The organism is Xenorhabdus kozodoii, assembly GCF_002632875.1.
Lineage (GTDB): Bacteria > Pseudomonadota > Gammaproteobacteria > Enterobacterales > Enterobacteriaceae > Xenorhabdus > Xenorhabdus kozodoii.
In genome coordinates, this window is sequence record NZ_NJCX01000008.1 from 1 (window position 1) to 17833 (window position 17833).

Annotated in this window: 19 protein-coding genes and 1 pseudogene; 9 read left to right on the forward strand and 11 right to left on the reverse strand. The window is 43.6% G+C overall.

What is annotated here, in order from left to right; translation table 11 throughout:
* Positions 1-204 precede the first annotated feature (204 nt).
* Positions 205-948: a Fe(II)-2OG oxygenase family protein gene (locus Xkoz_RS06605; protein ID WP_244183417.1), complete on the forward strand. Its 744-nt coding sequence runs from the start codon at positions 205-207 to the stop codon at positions 946-948.
* 175 nt (positions 949-1123) lie between these two features.
* Here Xkoz_RS06605 and hemW read toward each other — a convergent pair whose 3' ends face one another.
* The 5 genes from hemW to Xkoz_RS06630 all read right to left on the reverse strand — a co-directional run bounded on the left by hemW (position 1124) and on the right by Xkoz_RS06630 (position 5206).
* Positions 1124-2254: a radical SAM family heme chaperone HemW gene (hemW, locus tag Xkoz_RS06610; protein WP_099141421.1), complete on the reverse strand. Its 1131-nt coding sequence runs from the start codon at positions 2252-2254 to the stop codon at positions 1124-1126.
* On the reverse strand, positions 2247-2840 hold the full coding sequence (locus Xkoz_RS06615) for an XTP/dITP diphosphatase (protein WP_099141540.1): 594 nt from the start codon (positions 2838-2840) through the stop codon (positions 2247-2249). Before Xkoz_RS06615 ends, hemW begins: the two co-directional genes overlap by 8 nt.
* A 57-nt stretch (positions 2841-2897) precedes the next feature.
* Positions 2898-3461: a YggT family protein gene (locus Xkoz_RS06620; protein WP_099141422.1), complete on the reverse strand. Its 564-nt coding sequence runs from the start codon at positions 3459-3461 to the stop codon at positions 2898-2900.
* A 32-nt stretch (positions 3462-3493) separates the two neighbouring features.
* Positions 3494-4315, reverse strand: a complete 822-nt coding sequence (gene proC / locus Xkoz_RS06625; protein ID WP_099141423.1) for a pyrroline-5-carboxylate reductase — start codon at positions 4313-4315, stop codon at positions 3494-3496.
* 195 nt (positions 4316-4510) lie between these two features.
* Positions 4511-5206: a YggS family pyridoxal phosphate-dependent enzyme gene (locus tag Xkoz_RS06630; RefSeq protein WP_099141424.1), complete on the reverse strand. Its 696-nt coding sequence runs from the start codon at positions 5204-5206 to the stop codon at positions 4511-4513.
* Positions 5207-5227: 21 nt separating this feature from the next.
* Between Xkoz_RS06630 and Xkoz_RS06635 the strand changes: the two genes are divergently transcribed.
* Positions 5228-6229 carry a type IV pilus twitching motility protein PilT gene (locus tag Xkoz_RS06635; protein WP_099141425.1) on the forward strand — a complete coding sequence of 334 codons (1002 nt, stop codon included), beginning with the start codon at positions 5228-5230 and terminating at the stop codon, positions 6227-6229.
* Between the two features lie 105 nt (positions 6230-6334).
* Here Xkoz_RS06635 and ruvX read toward each other — a convergent pair whose 3' ends face one another.
* The 4 genes from ruvX to rsmE form a co-directional block, all read right to left on the reverse strand.
* A complete protein-coding gene (gene ruvX / locus Xkoz_RS06640) occupies positions 6335-6757 on the reverse strand; it encodes a Holliday junction resolvase RuvX (protein WP_099141426.1) in 423 nt (140 codons plus the stop codon).
* Positions 6757-7320 (reverse strand): YqgE/AlgH family protein, encoded by a 564-nt coding sequence (locus Xkoz_RS06645; protein WP_099141427.1) that lies wholly within the window; start codon positions 7318-7320, stop codon positions 6757-6759. The genes ruvX and Xkoz_RS06645 overlap by 1 nt, the downstream gene beginning before the upstream one ends.
* 108 nt (positions 7321-7428) lie before the next feature.
* On the reverse strand, positions 7429-8388 hold the full coding sequence (gshB, locus tag Xkoz_RS06650) for a glutathione synthase (RefSeq protein WP_099141428.1): 960 nt from the start codon (positions 8386-8388) through the stop codon (positions 7429-7431).
* 9 nt (positions 8389-8397) lie between these two features.
* On the reverse strand, positions 8398-9129 hold the full coding sequence (gene rsmE, locus Xkoz_RS06655; protein WP_099141429.1) for a 16S rRNA (uracil(1498)-N(3))-methyltransferase: 732 nt from the start codon (positions 9127-9129) through the stop codon (positions 8398-8400).
* 511 nt (positions 9130-9640) lie between these two features.
* Between rsmE and Xkoz_RS06660 the strand changes: the two genes are divergently transcribed.
* From Xkoz_RS06660 to Xkoz_RS06670, 3 genes are all read left to right on the forward strand, one after another.
* Positions 9641-9991 (forward strand): metalloregulator ArsR/SmtB family transcription factor, encoded by a 351-nt coding sequence (locus Xkoz_RS06660; protein WP_099141430.1) that lies wholly within the window; start codon positions 9641-9643, stop codon positions 9989-9991.
* 76 nt (positions 9992-10067) lie between these two features.
* The gene (locus Xkoz_RS06665) at positions 10068-11357 is read left to right on the forward strand and encodes an arsenic transporter (RefSeq protein ID WP_099141431.1); all 1290 of its coding nucleotides are present in this window, start codon (positions 10068-10070) and stop codon (positions 11355-11357) included.
* A gap of 193 nt (positions 11358-11550) precedes the next feature.
* Complete coding sequence (locus tag Xkoz_RS06670) at positions 11551-12057, forward strand: prepilin peptidase (RefSeq protein WP_244183418.1); 507 nt, start codon at positions 11551-11553, stop codon at positions 12055-12057.
* A gap of 841 nt (positions 12058-12898) precedes the next feature.
* On the opposite strand, the gene Xkoz_RS06675 is transcribed toward Xkoz_RS06670, so the two are convergent.
* Positions 12899-13783, reverse strand: a complete 885-nt coding sequence (locus Xkoz_RS06675; protein WP_099141432.1) for an MBL fold metallo-hydrolase — start codon at positions 13781-13783, stop codon at positions 12899-12901.
* Positions 13784-13921: 138 nt separating this feature from the next.
* Here Xkoz_RS06675 and Xkoz_RS06680 point away from each other — a divergent pair, with 138 nt between their 5' ends.
* On the forward strand, positions 13922-14836 hold the full coding sequence (locus Xkoz_RS06680) for a LysR family transcriptional regulator (RefSeq protein WP_099141433.1): 915 nt from the start codon (positions 13922-13924) through the stop codon (positions 14834-14836).
* Here Xkoz_RS06680 and Xkoz_RS06685 read toward each other — a convergent pair.
* Positions 14819-15748 carry a LysR family transcriptional regulator gene (locus Xkoz_RS06685; RefSeq protein WP_099141434.1) on the reverse strand — a complete coding sequence of 310 codons (930 nt, stop codon included), beginning with the start codon at positions 15746-15748 and terminating at the stop codon, positions 14819-14821. The genes Xkoz_RS06680 and Xkoz_RS06685 overlap by 18 nt on opposite strands.
* 132 nt (positions 15749-15880) lie before the next feature.
* Here Xkoz_RS06685 and lysA point away from each other — a divergent pair, with 132 nt between their 5' ends.
* The 3 genes and pseudogenes from lysA to Xkoz_RS19520 all read left to right on the forward strand — a co-directional run.
* The gene (lysA, locus tag Xkoz_RS06690; protein WP_099141435.1) at positions 15881-17131 is read left to right on the forward strand and encodes a diaminopimelate decarboxylase; all 1251 of its coding nucleotides are present in this window, start codon (positions 15881-15883) and stop codon (positions 17129-17131) included.
* Between the two features lie 96 nt (positions 17132-17227).
* The gene (locus Xkoz_RS06695) at positions 17228-17713 is read left to right on the forward strand and encodes a hypothetical protein (protein WP_099141436.1); all 486 of its coding nucleotides are present in this window, start codon (positions 17228-17230) and stop codon (positions 17711-17713) included.
* Positions 17709-17822, forward strand: a pseudogene (locus Xkoz_RS19520) (transposase); the annotation flags it as partial. The gene Xkoz_RS06695 and the pseudogene Xkoz_RS19520, both read left to right, overlap by 5 nt.
* Between the last annotated feature and the right edge of the window lie 11 nt (positions 17823-17833).

The following is a 17833-nucleotide window of genomic DNA, read 5'->3' on the forward strand; positions in this document are numbered from 1 at the left end:
TTTCATGTTACATTACCCGAAAAAGCACAGGAATTGACCACCCGGTTGACAGATAATTTCCAGACTTTAATTCCTGCATCTTCAAGTTAATTGCGTATATGTCATAAAATAAAAGACGAAAGGCGACTGTATGGTATTAATGCTCAACTATTGAAAAATCTTCCTATTGATAGAGTTGTTCCTGAATTCGATCAGGAAGATCCTGTGAATGACAAATACAGGAAGAAAACAACATTCATTGGCGAAAGCCTGTTGGAACTTTTCTCACAGTTAACCGACTCACCTCTTCTGGCTTATCAGACACGCAATAACGGCGATTTCTTTCATGATGTTTACGCGCATAAGAAATATTCTAATACACAAACGCAAAAAACTGATGGTGAACTCTATTTCCACAATGATCGTACTGCACACCCTGTGAGAGCAGATTTTCTTAGTTTACTCGGTATGCGTTGTAGCGAACAAAATCTGATTTATACAGGTTACCTTGATGGGAAAGAGATACTTTCTTGGCTAAAGCCAGAATCGCAGCAATGGTTACGTCAACCTTGGTATATAACACCTTACGACGAATATTCAAGAGACTCTAACAAAAAACAACTTTACTCTGAAAAGCATGTCATTCTTGAAAACATACATACTTTTCGTTACTACGATACCCGTACTACCTATTTATCAGATGCTCCTAAAGAAGCTATTGAAGCACTTCTTGAACTAAAAATTGCTATCACTAAAGCAAAAAAGGAACATGTTTCTATTAATAGCGGAGATTTATTTTCTTTTGCTAATCAGGATTCACTGCATAATCGTGAAATTATCAAAATTGTTGATAAAAATGCCATGGAAAAACGTTGGTTACTTAAAACATATAGTTTCAGAAATGAAGAATATTTAAATAAGCATAGAGAATATTTTCACCCGGAAATATGTGGTTTAGTCCAGGAATGATTATTATTTTTCTAATATGAAACACTATCTTTATCTGGTAATGCTGTTTGATTAAGGGATAATTAAGCAACGTGGGTAACTGTGTGAACTGGGTAAATTATAGATCTAAAAACAATATTCCTTCAACTTCCAATCAATAAAACTGCACCTTTTAATATTTAGGTGCAGTTTTTTGTTAAAGAAACAGCTCCAGTAACGAATTCAGGAATAGTTTCCCGTGCTGAGTGATTTGCCAGTGTGTCTCATTCTCAGTGATATAGCCTTTCGTCAGCGCTGCATCAATTTTGGGACGGATAACGCTTTCGGGTAATCCGGTGAAATCACTGAAATCCTGACGTGGCATCGATTCCAGCAAACGGAAACGGTTCATAAAAAATTCAAATGGGCGATCTTCATTATCCACCTGATGTTGTTGATCCAAATAACGCCCCTGCATATAACCGCGTGGATGCCGGGTTTTCACGGTGCGGAGGATACGGCCATCGGCAAATGAAATCTTGCCATGTGCACCACAACCAATCCCTAAATAATCACCGAAACGCCAGTAGTTGAGATTATGCTGGCATTGATAACCGGGTTTGGCATATGCCGAAGTTTCATATTGCTGATAACCCGCTTTCGTCAGTAATTGATGGCCTTGGGAAAAAATATCCCATAGCGCATCATCATCCGGTAAAACCGGAGGGCGGGAGCCGAAATGGGTATTAGGCTCAATCGTCAGTTGATACCAGGACAGATGGGGCGGGGACAACTCAATAGCCTGCCGCAAATCATTCAGTGCTTCATTGAGTATCTGGTCAGGCAAGCCATGCATCAAATCCAGATTGAAGCTGCGTAATCCAAGCCCATCAGCCAATTTTGCCGCCCGTTTGGCCTCTTCCGGGCCATGGATACGACCCAGACGGATGAGTTTATCTGAACCGAAACTTTGTACGCCGATGGAAATGCGATTAATCCCTGCCTGTTGATAAGCACTGAAACGATCGGCTTCAACGGTTCCCGGATTCGCTTCCATGGTAATCTCTGCCTGTGGGGAGAGCGGCAATGCCGCCCTGACGCCATCAAGCAATCGCTGCATCCCTTCGGCGCTTAACAGGCTCGGCGTTCCTCCACCGATAAAAATCGTTGATACTTCACGATCACTAATCATTGGCAAATCCGCATGTAAATCCGCCAATAGATGATCAACATATTCCTGATGCGGTATATCCCCTTTTAAGGCGTGTGAATTAAAGTCACAATAAGGGCATTTTTGTACGCACCACGGAATATGAATATAAAGACTCAGAGGTGGTAACTTAAGCATTACGCATGGCTTCCAACAACATGGCTAATGCTTTCCCGCGGTGTGAAACGGCAGTTTTTTGCTCACGAGTCAACTCGGCGGCGGTACTGTTAAATTCTGGAGCATAAAAAACGGGATCATACCCAAACCCCCCTTTTCCAACCGGTTCACGGGTAATCATGCCTGACCAGCGCCCATGAAACACCAGCGGGGTAGGATCTTCTGCATGGCTCAGGAAGACCAGCACACAGTTGAATTGAGCCTGGCGCTGTTCATCAGGAACATCACGCATGGTGTGCAATAATTTTTCCAGATTCTCCTGATCGGAGGCATCACTGCCGGCATAGCGCGCGGAATAAATGCCGGGTGCGCCACCTAACGCATCAACTGATAGCCCGGAGTCGTCGGCAATCGCAGGTAAGCCCGTCACTGCTGCGGCATGGCGCGCTTTGATGATTGCGTTTTCAATAAAAGTGAGGCCCGTCTCATCGGCTGGAGCCACACCTAATTCGGTCTGCGCGACGATATCTAAGCCAAAGTCAGCCAATAAGTCAGCCAATTCACGTACTTTTCCTGCATTTCCCGTGGCGAGAACAACTTTTTGCATTGCCATTTCTTTCATTAACCTGTGTGTTCAATTCATCTACGTAACTAATTTATCTCATTAACCTGCGAGTATTGAAGCCAACCACCCCATCACATCGTAACGCAGGGAATTCAGTGCGTAGAGAATAAGAATGATAATCATGGCGGAGAAATCAAGTCCCCCCATGGAAGGGATAATGCGTCGGATAGGTGCCATCAAGGGTTCGGTCAGTTGGATCAGGACATAGTCAACAGGGTTACGTCCTTGACTGATCCAACTCAATAACGAACGGGCGATCACTAACCAAAATACGAGTTTTCCGGCAGCCGTCAGTAATTCAATCACGCCAAGCAAGAATATGGCGCCAGAAGGGATAAGAAATTGCCCTGTGGCTAACCAGATAGGCAACAATATTTTGATAAAAATCAGCAGGTAGGCGAAGAGCACGGAGGCAGTATCGATGGGGCCAATGGCAGGAATGACTCTGCGTAATGGGCGTACCACAGGTTGGGTGATTTTAACGATAAATTGTGAGAATGGATTATAAAAATCACAACGTACCCACTGCATCCAGACACGCAGCAGTAAAACGGCAATATATAAATCCAGAACGGTAAAAAGGACGAAGTTTAAGAATTGCATGTAGCAGCCCTGATTGAATTAAACCAATTGAATTAAAATAATTTTTCCATTTCTTGTGCCCGGCGGATAGCTCCTTGCATAGCACTGGACACCATTTCAGGCAGCTTGCCTTCATAAAAAATGCGCAGTGCTTCAGCCGTTGTACCGCCTTTAGATGTTACCTGCTCACGCAGGATAGCAAAAGGAAGATCTTTTTGCGTTTCAGCAAGTTTAGCTGAACCTATCGCTGCTTGCAGGACAAGTTCTCTGGCGGTTTCACTGTCAAAACCCAGACGCTCCGCTTCTTGTTGCATTGATTCCATGAACAGGAAGTAATAAGCAGGGGCACTGCCTGCAACCGCGATAATATCGTTGATACCGCTTTCATCCTTTACCCAGCAAACCTTCCCGACACTGCGCATTAACGATGCAGCAAACTCGCGATCAGATTGCTCGATATGCTCAGGCGCAAATAGCCCACAGACCCCTTGTCCGATAAGTGAGGGGGTATTTGGCATGATGCGGATAACAGTGAGCTTATCCTGTAACAGCGCATAAAAACGGGAAATGGGGATACCCGCCGCAATAGAAAGCACCAATTTCTCACTGAAATCGACGGACAAGCGCAGTGCATCACACACTTCCACCATCATTTGCGGTTTAACAGCCAGGACAATGACATCGGCTTCTTGCGCGTAACGAATATTATCGTTTTGACTGTTGATGCCATACTCTTTTGCCAGCCCATCACGGCGGGTTGTCGTTGGAGAACAAACAGTGATGAGCTTAGCTGGATAACCTTGATTGACTAATCCGGCAATGATGGCATGAGCCATATTTCCTGCGCCAATAAAGGTGATTTTACGATTTTCCATTAGATAATCTCATATATTAAACAGTGAATTTTAAATATTGAATCAGATGATCTGTATTTTCTCTATACCAATCCAACTTCAAGTTGCCGTTTGCAAACCAACGAGAGTGTTTATATTTCCCCACTGCACGGGGAGATATAAGACGCATCTTGAAAGGCGACGGGTATATAAGCATATAAGCAACACATAAGCGTGTTAAGGCTGGTACTGACGAGCACCAAATATTGCCGTTCCAATCCGCACCAGGGTAGAACCACAAGTAATGGCGGCTTCCATATCCTCTGTCATGCCCATTGACAGTGTATCAACCTGAGAATATCGCACTTTTAGCTCAATAAATGCCTGTTCCATCCGACGAAAAACGGCTATTTGGTGCTCAGGGTGACTTTCTGGTGCCGGTATTGCCATTAATCCACGTAATACCAGATTGGGCAGCCCGTTAATCGTTGCAGCCAATTCAGTTAACTCTTCCAATAAAATGCCTGATTTGCTCTGTTCTCCGCTGATATTAATTTGGATCAGAACATGAAGAGGTGGCATTTTTTCAGGGCGCTGCTCGCTTAATCGTTGGGCGATTTTTGCCCTATCAATGGTATGACACCAATCAAAATGTTCTGCCACCAGACGACTCTTGTTAGATTGTAATGGGCCAATAAAGTGCCACACTAAATCGTCACGGTGATTAAAATGTTGGATCTTTTCAACGCCTTCCTGAACGTAATTCTCGCCAAATTCCCGCAGGCCATTGGCTATGGCTTCTGCGATAGCCTCCACAGGTTTGGTTTTACTGACTGCAAGCAAGGTAATTTCTTCTGGAGAACGCCCGCATTTTTGAGCTGCAAGTGCAATGCGGTTCCTGACATCGTGAAGATTTTGTTCGATATTGTGCATAATTGACTCAGGAGATAAAAAATGAATATGGAAAAATTAGTGTCCCTTAGTGTAAAGCATAATGCTTCCGATCTGCATCTTTGTGTCGGGCAAGTTCCGGTTTTGCGTATCCATGGGGTGTTATACCCTCAGAGGCAATATGAGAAAATTCAACCTGATACCCTGATAACGTGGAGTAAGGAAATATTATCCGATGTGCAGCAACAGCAATTACACAAGCAGGGACATGTCGATTTTGTGGTAACAATGCCAGATAAACAGCGGCTCAGGGGAAACCTGTTTTATCAACAATCTCATTTATCATTGGTATTGCGATTGATTGCTGATCAATGCCCGACTCTGGAACAACTCTATGCACCTGATATCATCCAGCATCTTATCCTGCAAGAGATGCGTGGATTGATATTAGTGACAGGCGCGACGGGAAGCGGTAAGTCAACTACGCTGTCGGCAATGATTAATGCCTTGAATAGCCACGTTTGTAAACACATCATCACGCTGGAAGATCCAATAGAATTTGTTCACCAAAGCCGAAACTGTTTGATACAGCAAAGGCAGGTTGGTAAGGATGTCGCGGATTATCAAACGGCATTGAAAGGGGCATTACGTCAAGATCCAGATGTGATCCTGCTGGGAGAGCTACGGGATAAAGAAACCATCCGGTTGGCCCTGACAGCGGCGGAAACGGGGCACCTGGTTTTATCGACGTTGCATACCCGTGGTGCAATTCAGGCGATAGATCGCTTGGTTGATGCTTTTTCCGCAGAAGAAAAGGGCTGGATTTGTAGCCAGTTGGCCGGAAGTTTAAAGGCAGTTATTTCTCAGCAACTGCTCCCCACCAAAGACGGTGGTAGGGTAGCGATTTATGAAGTTTTGGTCATTAACCAAGCGGTTAGCCATTTGATAAGAGAAGGTAAAAATCATCAAATAGTGTCATTAATGCAGACTGGCGCCGCTTGCGGTATGCAAACTTACGAGCAAAGCCGACAACAGCGCAGGACATTAGGGTTGTTAACTGGGTAGTGAGTAGAAGGTGGGCAGTTTTGACGTTGTTTTAGGATATCAGTGGCTGGGTAAACCGTTTGTGGTAACAGCCATGCCTAATGATGGCTATTACGGATAGGGTTATTATTGATACTGCTGTTCAAACCAGCTTTCCAGAATAATAACAGCGGAGGTAGCATCAACTTTGCTCTTATTCAATGCCTTGTAGCCACCGTGATCAAACAGGTGGGCGCGTGCTTCCACGGTGGTCAATCGTTCATCGTGCAATTGAACCTGTACGCCAAAACGCCCATGTATACGATTGGCAAATTTACGGGCCTGTGCGGTAACAGGCTGCTCTGTGCCATCCATATTGAGTGGCAGGCCAACAATGACCAGATCAGGCTGCCACTCTTTAAGGAGTTTCCCAATAAGTTCCCAATTAGGGGAACCTTCGTTAGCTTTGAAAGAGGATAATGCTCTGGCTGTAGCAGTAATTTCTTGCCCGATGGCAGCCCCAATGCTGCGAGTTCCAAAGTCAAAGGCAATAATTGTACGGTTTTTCATCAGGCGTGTCCTGCTTGTGATGCGAGATGGTGAATATTAACCCCCAGTAAAGCAGCCGCATCGTGCCAGCGGTTAGCGATAGGGGTATCGAAAATAATGGAGGGTTCAGCGCTGACAGTCAGCCAACTGTTTTCCATCATTTCCCTTTCCAACTGACCTGATTCCCAACTTGAGCATCCAAGGGTCATTAAAATATTTTTCGGTTGGCGTAGTGTGCCGAGTGTTTCCAGCATATCTCTGGAGGTTGTGATCATGGTGTGTTCAGAGATCTGAATACTGGAACTGAAACCTGATTGTGGCGTATGCAAAATAAAGCCATGCTCCTCAGACAGAGGGCCACCCGCCATCACGGGTTGATTGAGATTGATCGTATTGTCTCTATCCTTAGGGGCGATATCTAATTTTTGTAAGATACTCTGAATAGAAACTTTGGCTATCGGCTTATTGATAATTAATCCCATTGCCCCGTTTTGATCATGTTCGCAGATATAAACTACAGAACGATTGAAATAAGGATCAGAGAGCGAAGGCATGGCAATAAGAAAATGATGCTGTAGATTCATGTGTTTTCTGATAATTATTTTGGCAATGTAAGAATGATTTGGCCCACAGTATGTGGGCTCTTAATATAAATGGCAAATATTGTCAGGAAACAAACGTTGTTTGGCCCGTTATGCAACCTGTCTTTCCAACCGTTTTTCGATAGCATCCATCAGCATGCCAGTAATGGAAATATCTGGGAATGCGGCTTCTATTTCACGCACACAAGTTGGACTGGTCACGTTGATTTCGGTTAAACGGTCGCCAATGATATCCAGCCCAACAAAGATTAATCCTTTCTCTTTTAACACGGGAGCCACTGCGCGGGCGATTTCCCAATCGCTTTCTGACAATGGTCGAGCCTCTCCACGGCCACCTGCCGCCAAATTACCACGGGTTTCTCCCTGGGCTGGGATACGGGCAAGGCAATAAGGCACCGGTTCGCCATCAACAACCAGCACACGCTTATCCCCATCTTTAATGGCAGGCAGAAAATTTTGCGCCATACAATAACGATTACCATGTTCAGTCAGCGTTTCAATGATAACGCCGACGTTGGCGTCGTCTTGTTTCAAGCGGAAGATGGAAGCGCCGCCCATACCATCTAAGGGTTTAAAAATCACATCACTATGCTTTTGATGAAACTCGCGTAGTTTTTTAGCATTGCGGGTGACCAGTGTATCGGGTGTCCATTCTGGGAACCAGGCCGTAAACAGTTTTTCGTTACAGTCGCGCAGGCTCTGGGGTTTATTAACGATCAGGCTGCCTTTGGCTTCTGCTCTTTCCAGAATATAGGTCGCATAAATGAACTCAGTATCAAAAGGTGGATCTTTGCGCATCAAAATAACGTGCAAAGTATCGAGCGCTATTTCTTGCTCACCGCCAAACTGATACCACTGTTGTGGGTTTTCTTCTACCGTGAGTAAACGCGTGCGGGCGCGGGCCTCTCCTTGATGCAGGTAGAGATCACCCATTTCCATATAATGGATCTCCCATCCACGTTTTTGTGCTTCTAACAGCATGGCAAAACTAGTGTCTTTCTTGATGTTGATGGATGAAATAGGGTCCATCACAATGCCGAGCTTGATCATTTTTTCTCCTTAACCCAGATCACCAAAACGTACTTGCAATGCGGTAATTGCGGTGAGTGCCGTCGTTTCTGTCCTCAGGACACGAGGCCCTAACAGGATATCAGTAAATTGATATTTTGCGGTCATTTCTATTTCTTCGGCGGACAATCCCCCTTCAGGCCCAATCAGCAGGCGTACTTTTTCCACAGGAAGTGGGAGGGTATTGATGCTATGGCTGGCACGGGGATGCAAATTCAATTTTAGACTGCCATCATTTTCCGCACACCAGGTTTCCAGTGGCATAACCGGGCGAATTTCAGGGATACGGTTACGTCCACACTGTTCACAAGCAGAAATGGCAATTTTTTTCCATTGTTGTAATTTCTTCTCTAACCTTTCTGCATCCAGTTTTACCCCACAGCGTTCAGACAAGAGTGGCGTAATTGTGTTAACGCCCAGTTCAACAGATTTTTGGATGGTAAATTCCATTTTTTCGCCACGGGATATGACCTGGCCAAGATGTAGGTTCAGTGGTGATTCATGGTTAGACAACTTGCCATCAAGGATAGACACTTTGACCGTTTTTTTACTGGTTTCAGTGACTATTGCATCAAAAACCTGATTACTGCCATCAAAGAGTTGTAATGCTTGTCCATGACTCATTCTAAGCACGCGGCCAACATGATTGGCCGCTTCATCACTTAAATAAATTTCTGTTCCTGTTGAGAGCAGCTCTGGGTGATAGATGCGGGGTATTCGCATATTTCTTCTTTCCTTCTTTTTTCCGGTTGATTCCGGCGTGGCGCAAACGGCCATATGACAAAGTTGATTGTCCGCCATGATAAATGAGCGTTGTTTGCGTGATCAAGCTGTCTCTTGGGGGTAAGGAATACAAGATATCTCCTTGCGAGCCGGCTCGCATATTTATTTTGTCACTGCTTTTTCAGCTAAAAAATGATTGCCAATAACCGGAATGAAAAATTAGTATTTACCTTGTTCTGATTGAGGTCAGAGAATAGGGAAAGAAAAGAATAACAAGGATGTTTTTATAAATGGATTTTAAATTTTGACAGATGAAAAAAAGGAAGCGTTCTATTTTAAATAAGATTTCAAAACTGTAGGACACTTCCTTATTCCTCGCGGCGCGAGGAGTAAGGGGACTTCATAAATATCAGTGACTCCATCTGTTTATTTGTTAAAACAGCAATGATTAATACTTTAAGCTTAATCACATATGAATTAGCATATGTGTTAGGTCATCAACGGAGAGTCAATCGTGCTATTTCCCATCCAGCTTTTCAAACTTCTTGCCGATGAAACCCGCCTTAGCATCGTGTTGTTGCTACGTGAAACCGGTGAATTGTGTGTCTGTGATATCTGTACCGTGCTCAGTGAGTCTCAGCCTAAAATTTCACGACATATCGCACTACTGCGTGATGCAGAATTGTTACTGGATCGCCGTGAAGGTAAATGGATTTATTATCGTCTATCACCCCATATTCCTGCATGGGCGGCGAATATTATTGAGGCGTCATGGAATTGCCAACAGGCAGCAATAAAAGCCCAGGTAAATAAACTCGTGGATTCAAACTGTACACCTGATGGTAAGGCACTTTGCTGTTAAAAATTTTGCCCAAACACATATGAAAATTCATATATAAATTAACTAAGCGAAAAATAGATCTGCTATAGGAGATAATATGTTACTTGCAGGAGCGATCTTTATCCTGACGATAATTTTGGTCATCTGGCAACCGCGCGGGTTAGGGATTGGATGGAGTGCAACCCTGGGAGCGATCCTTGCTCTCCTGACAGGAGTCATTCAACTGAATGATATCCCCGTTGTCTGGAACATTGTCTGGAATGCCACCGCGGCGTTTATTGCTATCATCATCATCAGCCTACTGCTTGATGAGTCTGGTTTTTTTGAATGGTGCGCTTTACATGTTGCACGTTGGGGAAGAGGGAATGGGCGATTACTGTTCACCTTTATCATTCTGCTGGGAGCCGTTGTTTCGGCCTTTTTTGCCAATGATGGCGCGGCGCTTATCCTCACGCCTATTGTCATCGCCATGTTACTGGCGTTGGGATTCAGTCGGGCAACCACTCTGGCATTTGTGATGGCGGCAGGATTTATCGCTGATTCGGCAAGTTTGCCGCTTGTCGTCTCTAATTTGGTTAATATCGTCTCTGCCGATTTTTTCCAGATAGGTTTTAATCGCTATGCTTCGATCATGGTTCCAGTTTATATTGTCGCGATCCTTGCTTCATTACTCATGTTACATCTTTTCTTTTATAAAAATATTCCAGCCACTTACAATCAGGCCAAACTTAAAACACCCCAGAATGTTATCAAAGATCCCATCACCTTTCGCACGGGTTGGTTCATCCTTATCTTCTTACTGACGGGTTTTTTCTTGCTTGAACCCATGGGAATTCCGGTTAGCCTAATTGCGGCTATTGGCGCCTTAATCCTGCTTCTGGTTGCCAGAAAAGGAAAATCCATTGATACCGGAAAGGTTATACGCAATGCGCCCTGGCAAATTGTCATTTTTTCCCTTGGTATGTACCTTGTCGTATATGGCCTGCGTAATGCAGGGTTAACCGACTTTCTGGCTCAAATATTCAGCTCATTCGCTAGCCAGGGGTTATGGGAGTCCACCTTAGGGACAGGCTTTGTAACCGCCATATTGTCCTCAGTGATGAACAATATGCCAACTGTACTTATTGGTGCCCTGTCTATTGACGAAAGTTCAGCTCAAGGTGTGGTTAAGGAAGCGATGATCTACGCCAATATCATTGGCTGCGACCTTGGACCTAAAATCACGCCGATTGGTAGTCTTGCCACTTTACTCTGGCTTCATGTGTTGTCACAAAAGAATATAACCATCAGTTGGGGATATTACTTTCGGGTCGGCATCATCATGACATTCCCGGTTTTGTTCGTCACACTAGCAGCACTCGCGCTTCGTCTCTCTTTTACCGTTTAATGCGTAAAATATCATGATTGATATTAAATACACGAGCAGACACTTCTTGCGAGCTGGCTCGCATATTTATTTTGTAATTGCCTTTTTAGCTAAGATTTTATTGCCAATAACCGGAATGAAAAATTAATATTCACCTTGTTCTGATTGAGGTCAGAAAATAGGGATAGAAGAGAGTGACAAGGATGTTTTATCAATGGACTTTAATTTTTCACAGGTGAGAAAAAGGAAGGGTTATATTTTAACTAACGTAGATTGTATAATAATAATGTTTTTCTGTAGTACCTTGTTGTTATTGACGGTAATAGACATTAAAACGTATTGTTTGCCAGATATTATCACTCTTCCTTTATTATGGTTTGGGCTTCTGTTTAATATTGAAGGTAATTTGGTTTCGATAAAGAGTGCAATATACGGCGCCATATCAGGGTATCTTTTTTTATGGTTTTTGTACTGGTTATGTCGATATACCTTAAATAAGGAGGGAATAGGTCATGGCGATCTTAAATTAACCGCGGCGATCGGTGCCTGGCTGGGGGTGGAAATGATACCAATATTGATGTTAATGGCTTCATTATCTGGGTTGTTTGGGTTTGCAATGATTGGAGTGAAAAGAAAATCTATTCCTGAATTTATCGCATTTGGGCCTTATTTATGTTTATCTGCGATAGTATTGCTAGGGTATGGTTTTGGTAAAGAATGATATTAGTAAGGAATGGTATTAAGTCTTATTAACGGGCAAAAAATACAGAAATAAAAAGTGGCGGAGAGAACAGGAAGTCTAACCTACGATACGCATTCTGCACATGCTAGATGTTAAAAGCATCTAGTTGTTTTAGGCCGCTTTTTGCACACATTAGATGTTAGAAGCATCTGGTTTGCTTAGGCAGCTATCCTGCGTACATTAGACGTTAAAAGCATCTAGTTGGTTTAGACTTACCTTGTATGCGCTAGATGTTAAAAGCATCTAGTTGGCTTTAAGCTGCTTGCCTTGCATATTCTAGACGTTGGAAGCATCTAGTTAGCTTTAGGCTGCTGGCTTATCTCTCCGCTGACTACAAATTTAAAAAAAATGAGATTTTTATTCAAGCTGATTTATTGGGTTATGGACTATTGATCACAACTTAAGATTATTGGTTATTTCAAATTATTAAAAGGAGCTAAATATCACATCAATTAAGAAGTAACTGTGTTTATTTAATAAGTTTTTCAACGTCGATATCGTATTAATTTTTATATGGTGATAAATATAAAGTATTAAAATGGGTTTTAATATATACCAATCCAACTTCAAGTTGCCGTTTGCAAGCCAATGAGAGTGCTTATATCTCCCCGCTACGCGGGGAGATATAAGACGCATCTTGAAAGGCGACTGGTATAAATCTTATCAAGGATTGATGCTGGGTTTTTATTTGGTGTGCTGGAGCCATAAAAGTTGGTGGGAGGGTATTAAAATAATGTTTTAAATATGATTATGGTATTGGTTTTTTGAAATGGTAATAAGGGCGCTGCTATCCGCAGCAACGCCCGTGATAATTTTTAACCTATTGAGGCCATTTCATTTCGCCTTTTAATACCTTGGCACTGAGTTCAAGGCTGGATTCATCAGCCAGATTTGGATAGTGTTTCTTCATGGCTGCAATCAGTGCATTGGAATCTTTTGCTTTCGGTAACTCTTTTTCTAATGTGGTCAGATAATTCTGTGTAAAAGTCACTGAATCTAACGTCATTGATGGATTACCCAGATAGTGGCCTGGTACAACGGTTTTAGGTTGTAAGCTCTTGATGCGATCTAATGTTTGTTGCCAATGCTGGCGTGACTCTTTGGTCTGGGTATCTGCAATCCATACATGGATATTATCAGAAACGGTTACCCCACCGACAACCGCTTTCAATTTAGGCACCCAAACGAAAGTCCGATCTGCGGCTGGGCCATCTAAGCCTTCAACAATGAGCTTTTCACCGTCAACAGTGAAGGCGTTTCCTGTTAGTGGTTGTGGTACGACGATCTTTTTGGGTGCCTGATCTGCCAGGATTCCACCCCAATAAGCCAGTTTGCCGTCTTTGGTTTCATTGATCGCTTTAATGGTTTCTGGTGATGCGATTACTTTGGCGTCAGGGAAAGCCTCGGTGATCACATCAAGGCCAAAATAAAAATCAGGATCGGATTGACTGATATAGATCGTTGTCAATTTTTTGCCTGTTTGCTGGATCATGTTTACCAGCGCTTGGGCATCATTTTTCTTAAATTGAGCATCGATCAGGACAACTTCATGATCACCACTGATAATTTCAGAAGAAACGGGGAAGACACCTTTTTCACCTGGATTGTAAATATCCAATTTGAGATCAGCGGCCTGAGCCAGTGATGCCATCCCTAAAGAAAGGGTCGCCGCCAGAGCGATATTTAATGTTGTTTTGCGAGCCATTATCGAATTCCTGTATAAAATGCTTATGTGCTTGAATGGCATGTATGATAGGTTGCATATTTCGATTTAAAAACCCCATAATCAGCAACTATTTGTTGCATAAATAGAGCTAATTAGGGCAAAAATAGGTTGGCTGGAATGGACAGGATCACCGCAGCACAGGTGTTTGTTACGATTGTTGAACAGGGCAGTTTAATCGCGGCGGCAGAACGGTTAGAGATGTCAAGGGCGATGGTATCGCGATATTTAGCTGAGATGGAGAAGTGGGCAGGGGTTCGCTTATTACATCGCACGACACGTAAAATTGGCCTGACTTCAGCGGGTGAAAGTGCTTATCAACGCAGCCTTAAGTTAATGGAATTAGCCGAAGAAATGCCGGTACAACAATCCCTGGAAGCACAAACCTTGAGAGGATTGTTGCGAATGAGCTGCTCTCAATCGCTGGGCGTTAGTGCGTTGGCGGTGGCTATTCCTGAATTTATGCGGATATATCCACACATTGCCGTCAATTTGCAAATGGATAATAAGGCTGTCAATTTAATAGAAGAACGCATTGATTTGGCGATCCGCATTACCAATAATCTGGAGCCAAATCTGATCGCCCGCCCATTATCGACTTGCCATTCCATTGTTTGTGCCACGCCGTCTTATTTAGCAGGAAAATCTACGCCTAAAAACCCGGTAGACCTGACATCGCATAACTGTTTGACCTATAACTTTTTCGGCAAGAGTTTATGGCTCTTTGAAAAACAGCATGAACACTTTTCAGTCCCTGTCAGTGGTACGTTAAGTGCCAATGAATCCACCGTATTAATGGAAGCTGCCTTGCAAGGGGCTGGAATTACCATGCAGCCTTACTATTCGGTTTCTTCTTATTTAATGTCAGGGCAGTTAGTTGAGTTGTTACCTGATTATCAACCTCAGGCCATGGGGATTTATGGTATCTATACCAGCCGCCAGAATATGCCCGCCACTTTACGGGCACTGTTGGATTTTCTGGTGGATTGGTTTGCGACATCACCTTATTGGCAGCAGTTAATGTTGAAACGCTAATGCCAGTTTTTCAGGAAATAGGGCAACCTGCTGTTTTAAATGCATAATAAAAGCTTCGACAGGCTCTGAAGAGGGTCGATGTACGGGTTTGATCAAACTTACGGTGAATGGAATGTCGATACTGAATGGCCGAAGGCAAATTTTTGCATTGTTATCTAAATAATCCAGGGCAGTTAGCGGGTTTACGATAGACATGCCAATGCCTTCGTTAATCATGGCACAGATTGAGGCTGCACTGTGGGTTTCCATCACCATCTTGCGACTGACTTGATGCTCAGTAAAGAGGGTATCGATAAGTTGTCTATAGCTGTCGGTGATCGAGAGGCTGATAAATTTTTGATTATGAAAATCTGCGGGGGTCAGTTGTGATTTTTGACTGAGTGGGTGATGGATAGGTAAAACACAAACCTCATTCAAGGTTATCAACGTCTCTCGCTCAGTCCCTGCCGGAGTCTGTAAATGTTCGGTCAAGCCAATATCATGGCGCTGGGCTGAAAGCCATTCTTCTAATAGAGGGGATTCTTGCGGAATGATGGTCAGTTTGGTGTCGGGGTGGTGTTCAATAAAACGACAACAGGCTTTTGGCAGCAGAGATTGGGAGAACATAGGCAGGCAGGTAATGGACAATTGCGCCTGCTCAAATTGCCGGATACTTTCAGCCGCATTGATGATCCTTTCCAGCCCATAATAAGAGCGTTGCACTTCTTCGAATAGCCTTAATCCCTGCGCGGTGGGAAACAGGCGCCCTTTGATTCGGTCAAACAATTTAAATTTGAGTAATTGTTCAAGGCGGGCAAGTTCGCGGCTGACGGTTGGCTGGGAGGTTTTCAGTAATAACGCGGCATCAGTCAGGTTTTTGGTGGTCATTACAGCATGAAAAATTTCAATATGTCGCCATGAGCAGAAGTGCATATATTGTCCCTTTTGGATAATAAGTAAGCATAACCATATCATAAATGAATAGACTATGGATAAATGGATATTTTTCTTCCTGCTTCATTGTTGTCAATAATGAAGGATCTGCGGATTTTGTGAGGCGCTTCAATGACTATATCGACCTTTACCCATGCCTTGGGGACTGAAAATCTACTTCGTTTACCTGTTCAGTATGGAACACCATTGTGGCTTTATGATGGCGATAGCATCATCAAGCAAATCCAAAAATTAAAACAGTTTGATGTCATTCGGTTTGCACAGAAAGCGTGTTCCAACACCCATATTTTACGCTTGATGAGAGAGCAGGGGGTGAAAGTGGATGCGGTGTCATTGGGTGAAATCGAGCGGGCGCTGTATGCCGGTTTTACACCTGGAGGTGAGAAATCGGAAATTGTGTTCACTGCGGATGTCATTGATGAAGCCACCTTGTCGCGTGTCATTGAGCTGGATATTCCGGTCAATGCCGGTTCTATTGATATGCTGGCGCAAATTGGTGAACGTCGATCTGGGCATCCGGTTTGGTTACGCATCAATCCCGGATTTGGACATGGACATAGCCAAAAGACGAATACTGGCGGCGAAAATAGCAAGCATGGCATCTGGTTTCAGGATTTGCCTCTGGCGATTGAAAAAATTCGCCAATACAGTATGAAGTTGGTCGGGCTACATATGCACATTGGTTCAGGGGTGGATTACCGGCATCTCGCCAATGTGTGTAATGCGATGGTAGAGCAGGCCATACTGTGCGGGGAGGATATCCAAGCCATTTCCGCCGGTGGCGGGTTATCAATTCCTTATAATGTCGATGAAGCGCCCGTCGATACTGAACATTATTACAGTTTATGGCATGAGGCTCGCCAGCGTATTGAGCGACATTTGGGGCATCACGTTGAGTTGGAAATCGAACCTGGCCGTTTTCTGGTGGCTGAATCAGGTATTTTGCTGGCGGAAGTTCGGGCAGTTAAGTCTATGGGTCATCGCCATTATGTGCTGGTGGATGCGGGGTTCAATGACTTAATGCGCCCGGCGATGTATGGCAGTTATCACCATATTTCTGTGTTGCCGGTAAAGGTTTCGCCGGCAGCGCCATTGCGAGAAACCATCATCGCGGGGCCGTTATGTGAATCTGGTGATGTGTTCACGCAACGGGAAGGCGGCGAGGTGGTATCACGTATGCTGCCTCGCGTTTGTGTCGGGGATTATCTGATTTTTCACGATACCGGCGCTTACGGTGCGTCGATGTCTTCAAATTACAATAGCCGCCCGTTGATCCCTGAAATTTTGGTGAGCGGGGGAGAAGCGCGTTTGATCCGCCGTCGTCAGACAATCGAAGAGTTGCTATCGCTGGAAGACATTTAAATAAAAATGGGAAATGATGTCTTAATATCGCACTCTTAAGGGACGCAAGCGAAGCAGAAAAAATGGCGCTAATACAATTATTCAAGGAGTAACATCATGAGATATCAAGATGAACGTCATAAAAAAATTTTTGAGTTATCTAAAAAACTCGTTGAACTAAAGGCCTTGTCTAATCAAATGCGTGCTTGGAAAAAAGCGGATGATAGTCATATTTATGAGCTACGGTTCCATCCAACTGAACAGCATCAATACGTATTAATCAATATGGTCACCCAAGAAGAAACAATACCAATAGGAAGCTATGTCTTTGTCAATCGGATAGATGAACCTGGAATTATTCGTATGGCAAAATCCCATATTTATGGGCATTCATCGTTAACTTATTATCGTTATCAAAGACAAGGTAAAAATTTTGATGGCAATATAGCGGTTTACTATGCAGGTAAAGCTGAATTTATGAATGGCCGGTTGAAATGGTGGACTAACGAGAGCGGTCACTATAAGCCTTCCAGTGATTTGTCTAGAAATTTTATACCCTATGTTAGTCGGCTTTTACCAATGAATTTATTTAGAGCAATATAGAACGAGAACAGGATGTCCGTGGCGGGATTTATCCGATGAATATGGAAAATGGAATATTCCCTTTAAGCGCTTTAATGCGTGGTCAGAGAAAGATGTTTTCAAATTACTCGCTGAAAAATC

What these genes read in the sequence shown, in the direction of transcription:
- hemW (WP_099141421.1), bottom strand. Translation starts at nt 2,254, where the DNA reads ATGCTTAAGTTACCACCTCTGAGTCTTTATATTCATATTCCGTGGTGC.
- Xkoz_RS06615 (WP_099141540.1), bottom strand. Translation starts at nt 2,840, where the DNA reads ATGCAAAAAGTTGTTCTCGCCACGGGAAATGCAGGAAAAGTACGTGAA.
- Xkoz_RS06620 (WP_099141422.1), bottom strand. Translation starts at nt 3,461, where the DNA reads ATGCAATTCTTAAACTTCGTCCTTTTTACCGTTCTGGATTTATATATT.
- proC (WP_099141423.1), bottom strand. Translation starts at nt 4,315, where the DNA reads ATGGAAAATCGTAAAATCACCTTTATTGGCGCAGGAAATATGGCTCAT.
- Xkoz_RS06630 (WP_099141424.1), bottom strand. Translation starts at nt 5,206, where the DNA reads ATGCACAATATCGAACAAAATCTTCACGATGTCAGGAACCGCATTGCA.
- Xkoz_RS06635 (WP_099141425.1), top strand. Translation starts at nt 5,228, where the DNA reads ATGAATATGGAAAAATTAGTGTCCCTTAGTGTAAAGCATAATGCTTCC.
- ruvX (WP_099141426.1), bottom strand. Translation starts at nt 6,757, where the DNA reads ATGAAAAACCGTACAATTATTGCCTTTGACTTTGGAACTCGCAGCATT.
- Xkoz_RS06645 (WP_099141427.1), bottom strand. Translation starts at nt 7,320, where the DNA reads ATGAATCTACAGCATCATTTTCTTATTGCCATGCCTTCGCTCTCTGAT.
- gshB (WP_099141428.1), bottom strand. Translation starts at nt 8,388, where the DNA reads ATGATCAAGCTCGGCATTGTGATGGACCCTATTTCATCCATCAACATC.
- rsmE (WP_099141429.1), bottom strand. Translation starts at nt 9,129, where the DNA reads ATGCGAATACCCCGCATCTATCACCCAGAGCTGCTCTCAACAGGAACA.
- Xkoz_RS06665 (WP_099141431.1), top strand. Translation starts at nt 10,068, where the DNA reads ATGTTACTTGCAGGAGCGATCTTTATCCTGACGATAATTTTGGTCATC.
- Xkoz_RS06670 (WP_244183418.1), top strand. Translation starts at nt 11,551, where the DNA reads ATGGACTTTAATTTTTCACAGGTGAGAAAAAGGAAGGGTTATATTTTA.
- Xkoz_RS06675 (WP_099141432.1), bottom strand. Translation starts at nt 13,783, where the DNA reads ATGGCTCGCAAAACAACATTAAATATCGCTCTGGCGGCGACCCTTTCT.
- Xkoz_RS06680 (WP_099141433.1), top strand. Translation starts at nt 13,922, where the DNA reads ATGGACAGGATCACCGCAGCACAGGTGTTTGTTACGATTGTTGAACAG.
- Xkoz_RS06685 (WP_099141434.1), bottom strand. Translation starts at nt 15,748, where the DNA reads ATGCACTTCTGCTCATGGCGACATATTGAAATTTTTCATGCTGTAATG.
- lysA (WP_099141435.1), top strand. Translation starts at nt 15,881, where the DNA reads ATGACTATATCGACCTTTACCCATGCCTTGGGGACTGAAAATCTACTT.
- Xkoz_RS06695 (WP_099141436.1), top strand. Translation starts at nt 17,228, where the DNA reads ATGAGATATCAAGATGAACGTCATAAAAAAATTTTTGAGTTATCTAAA.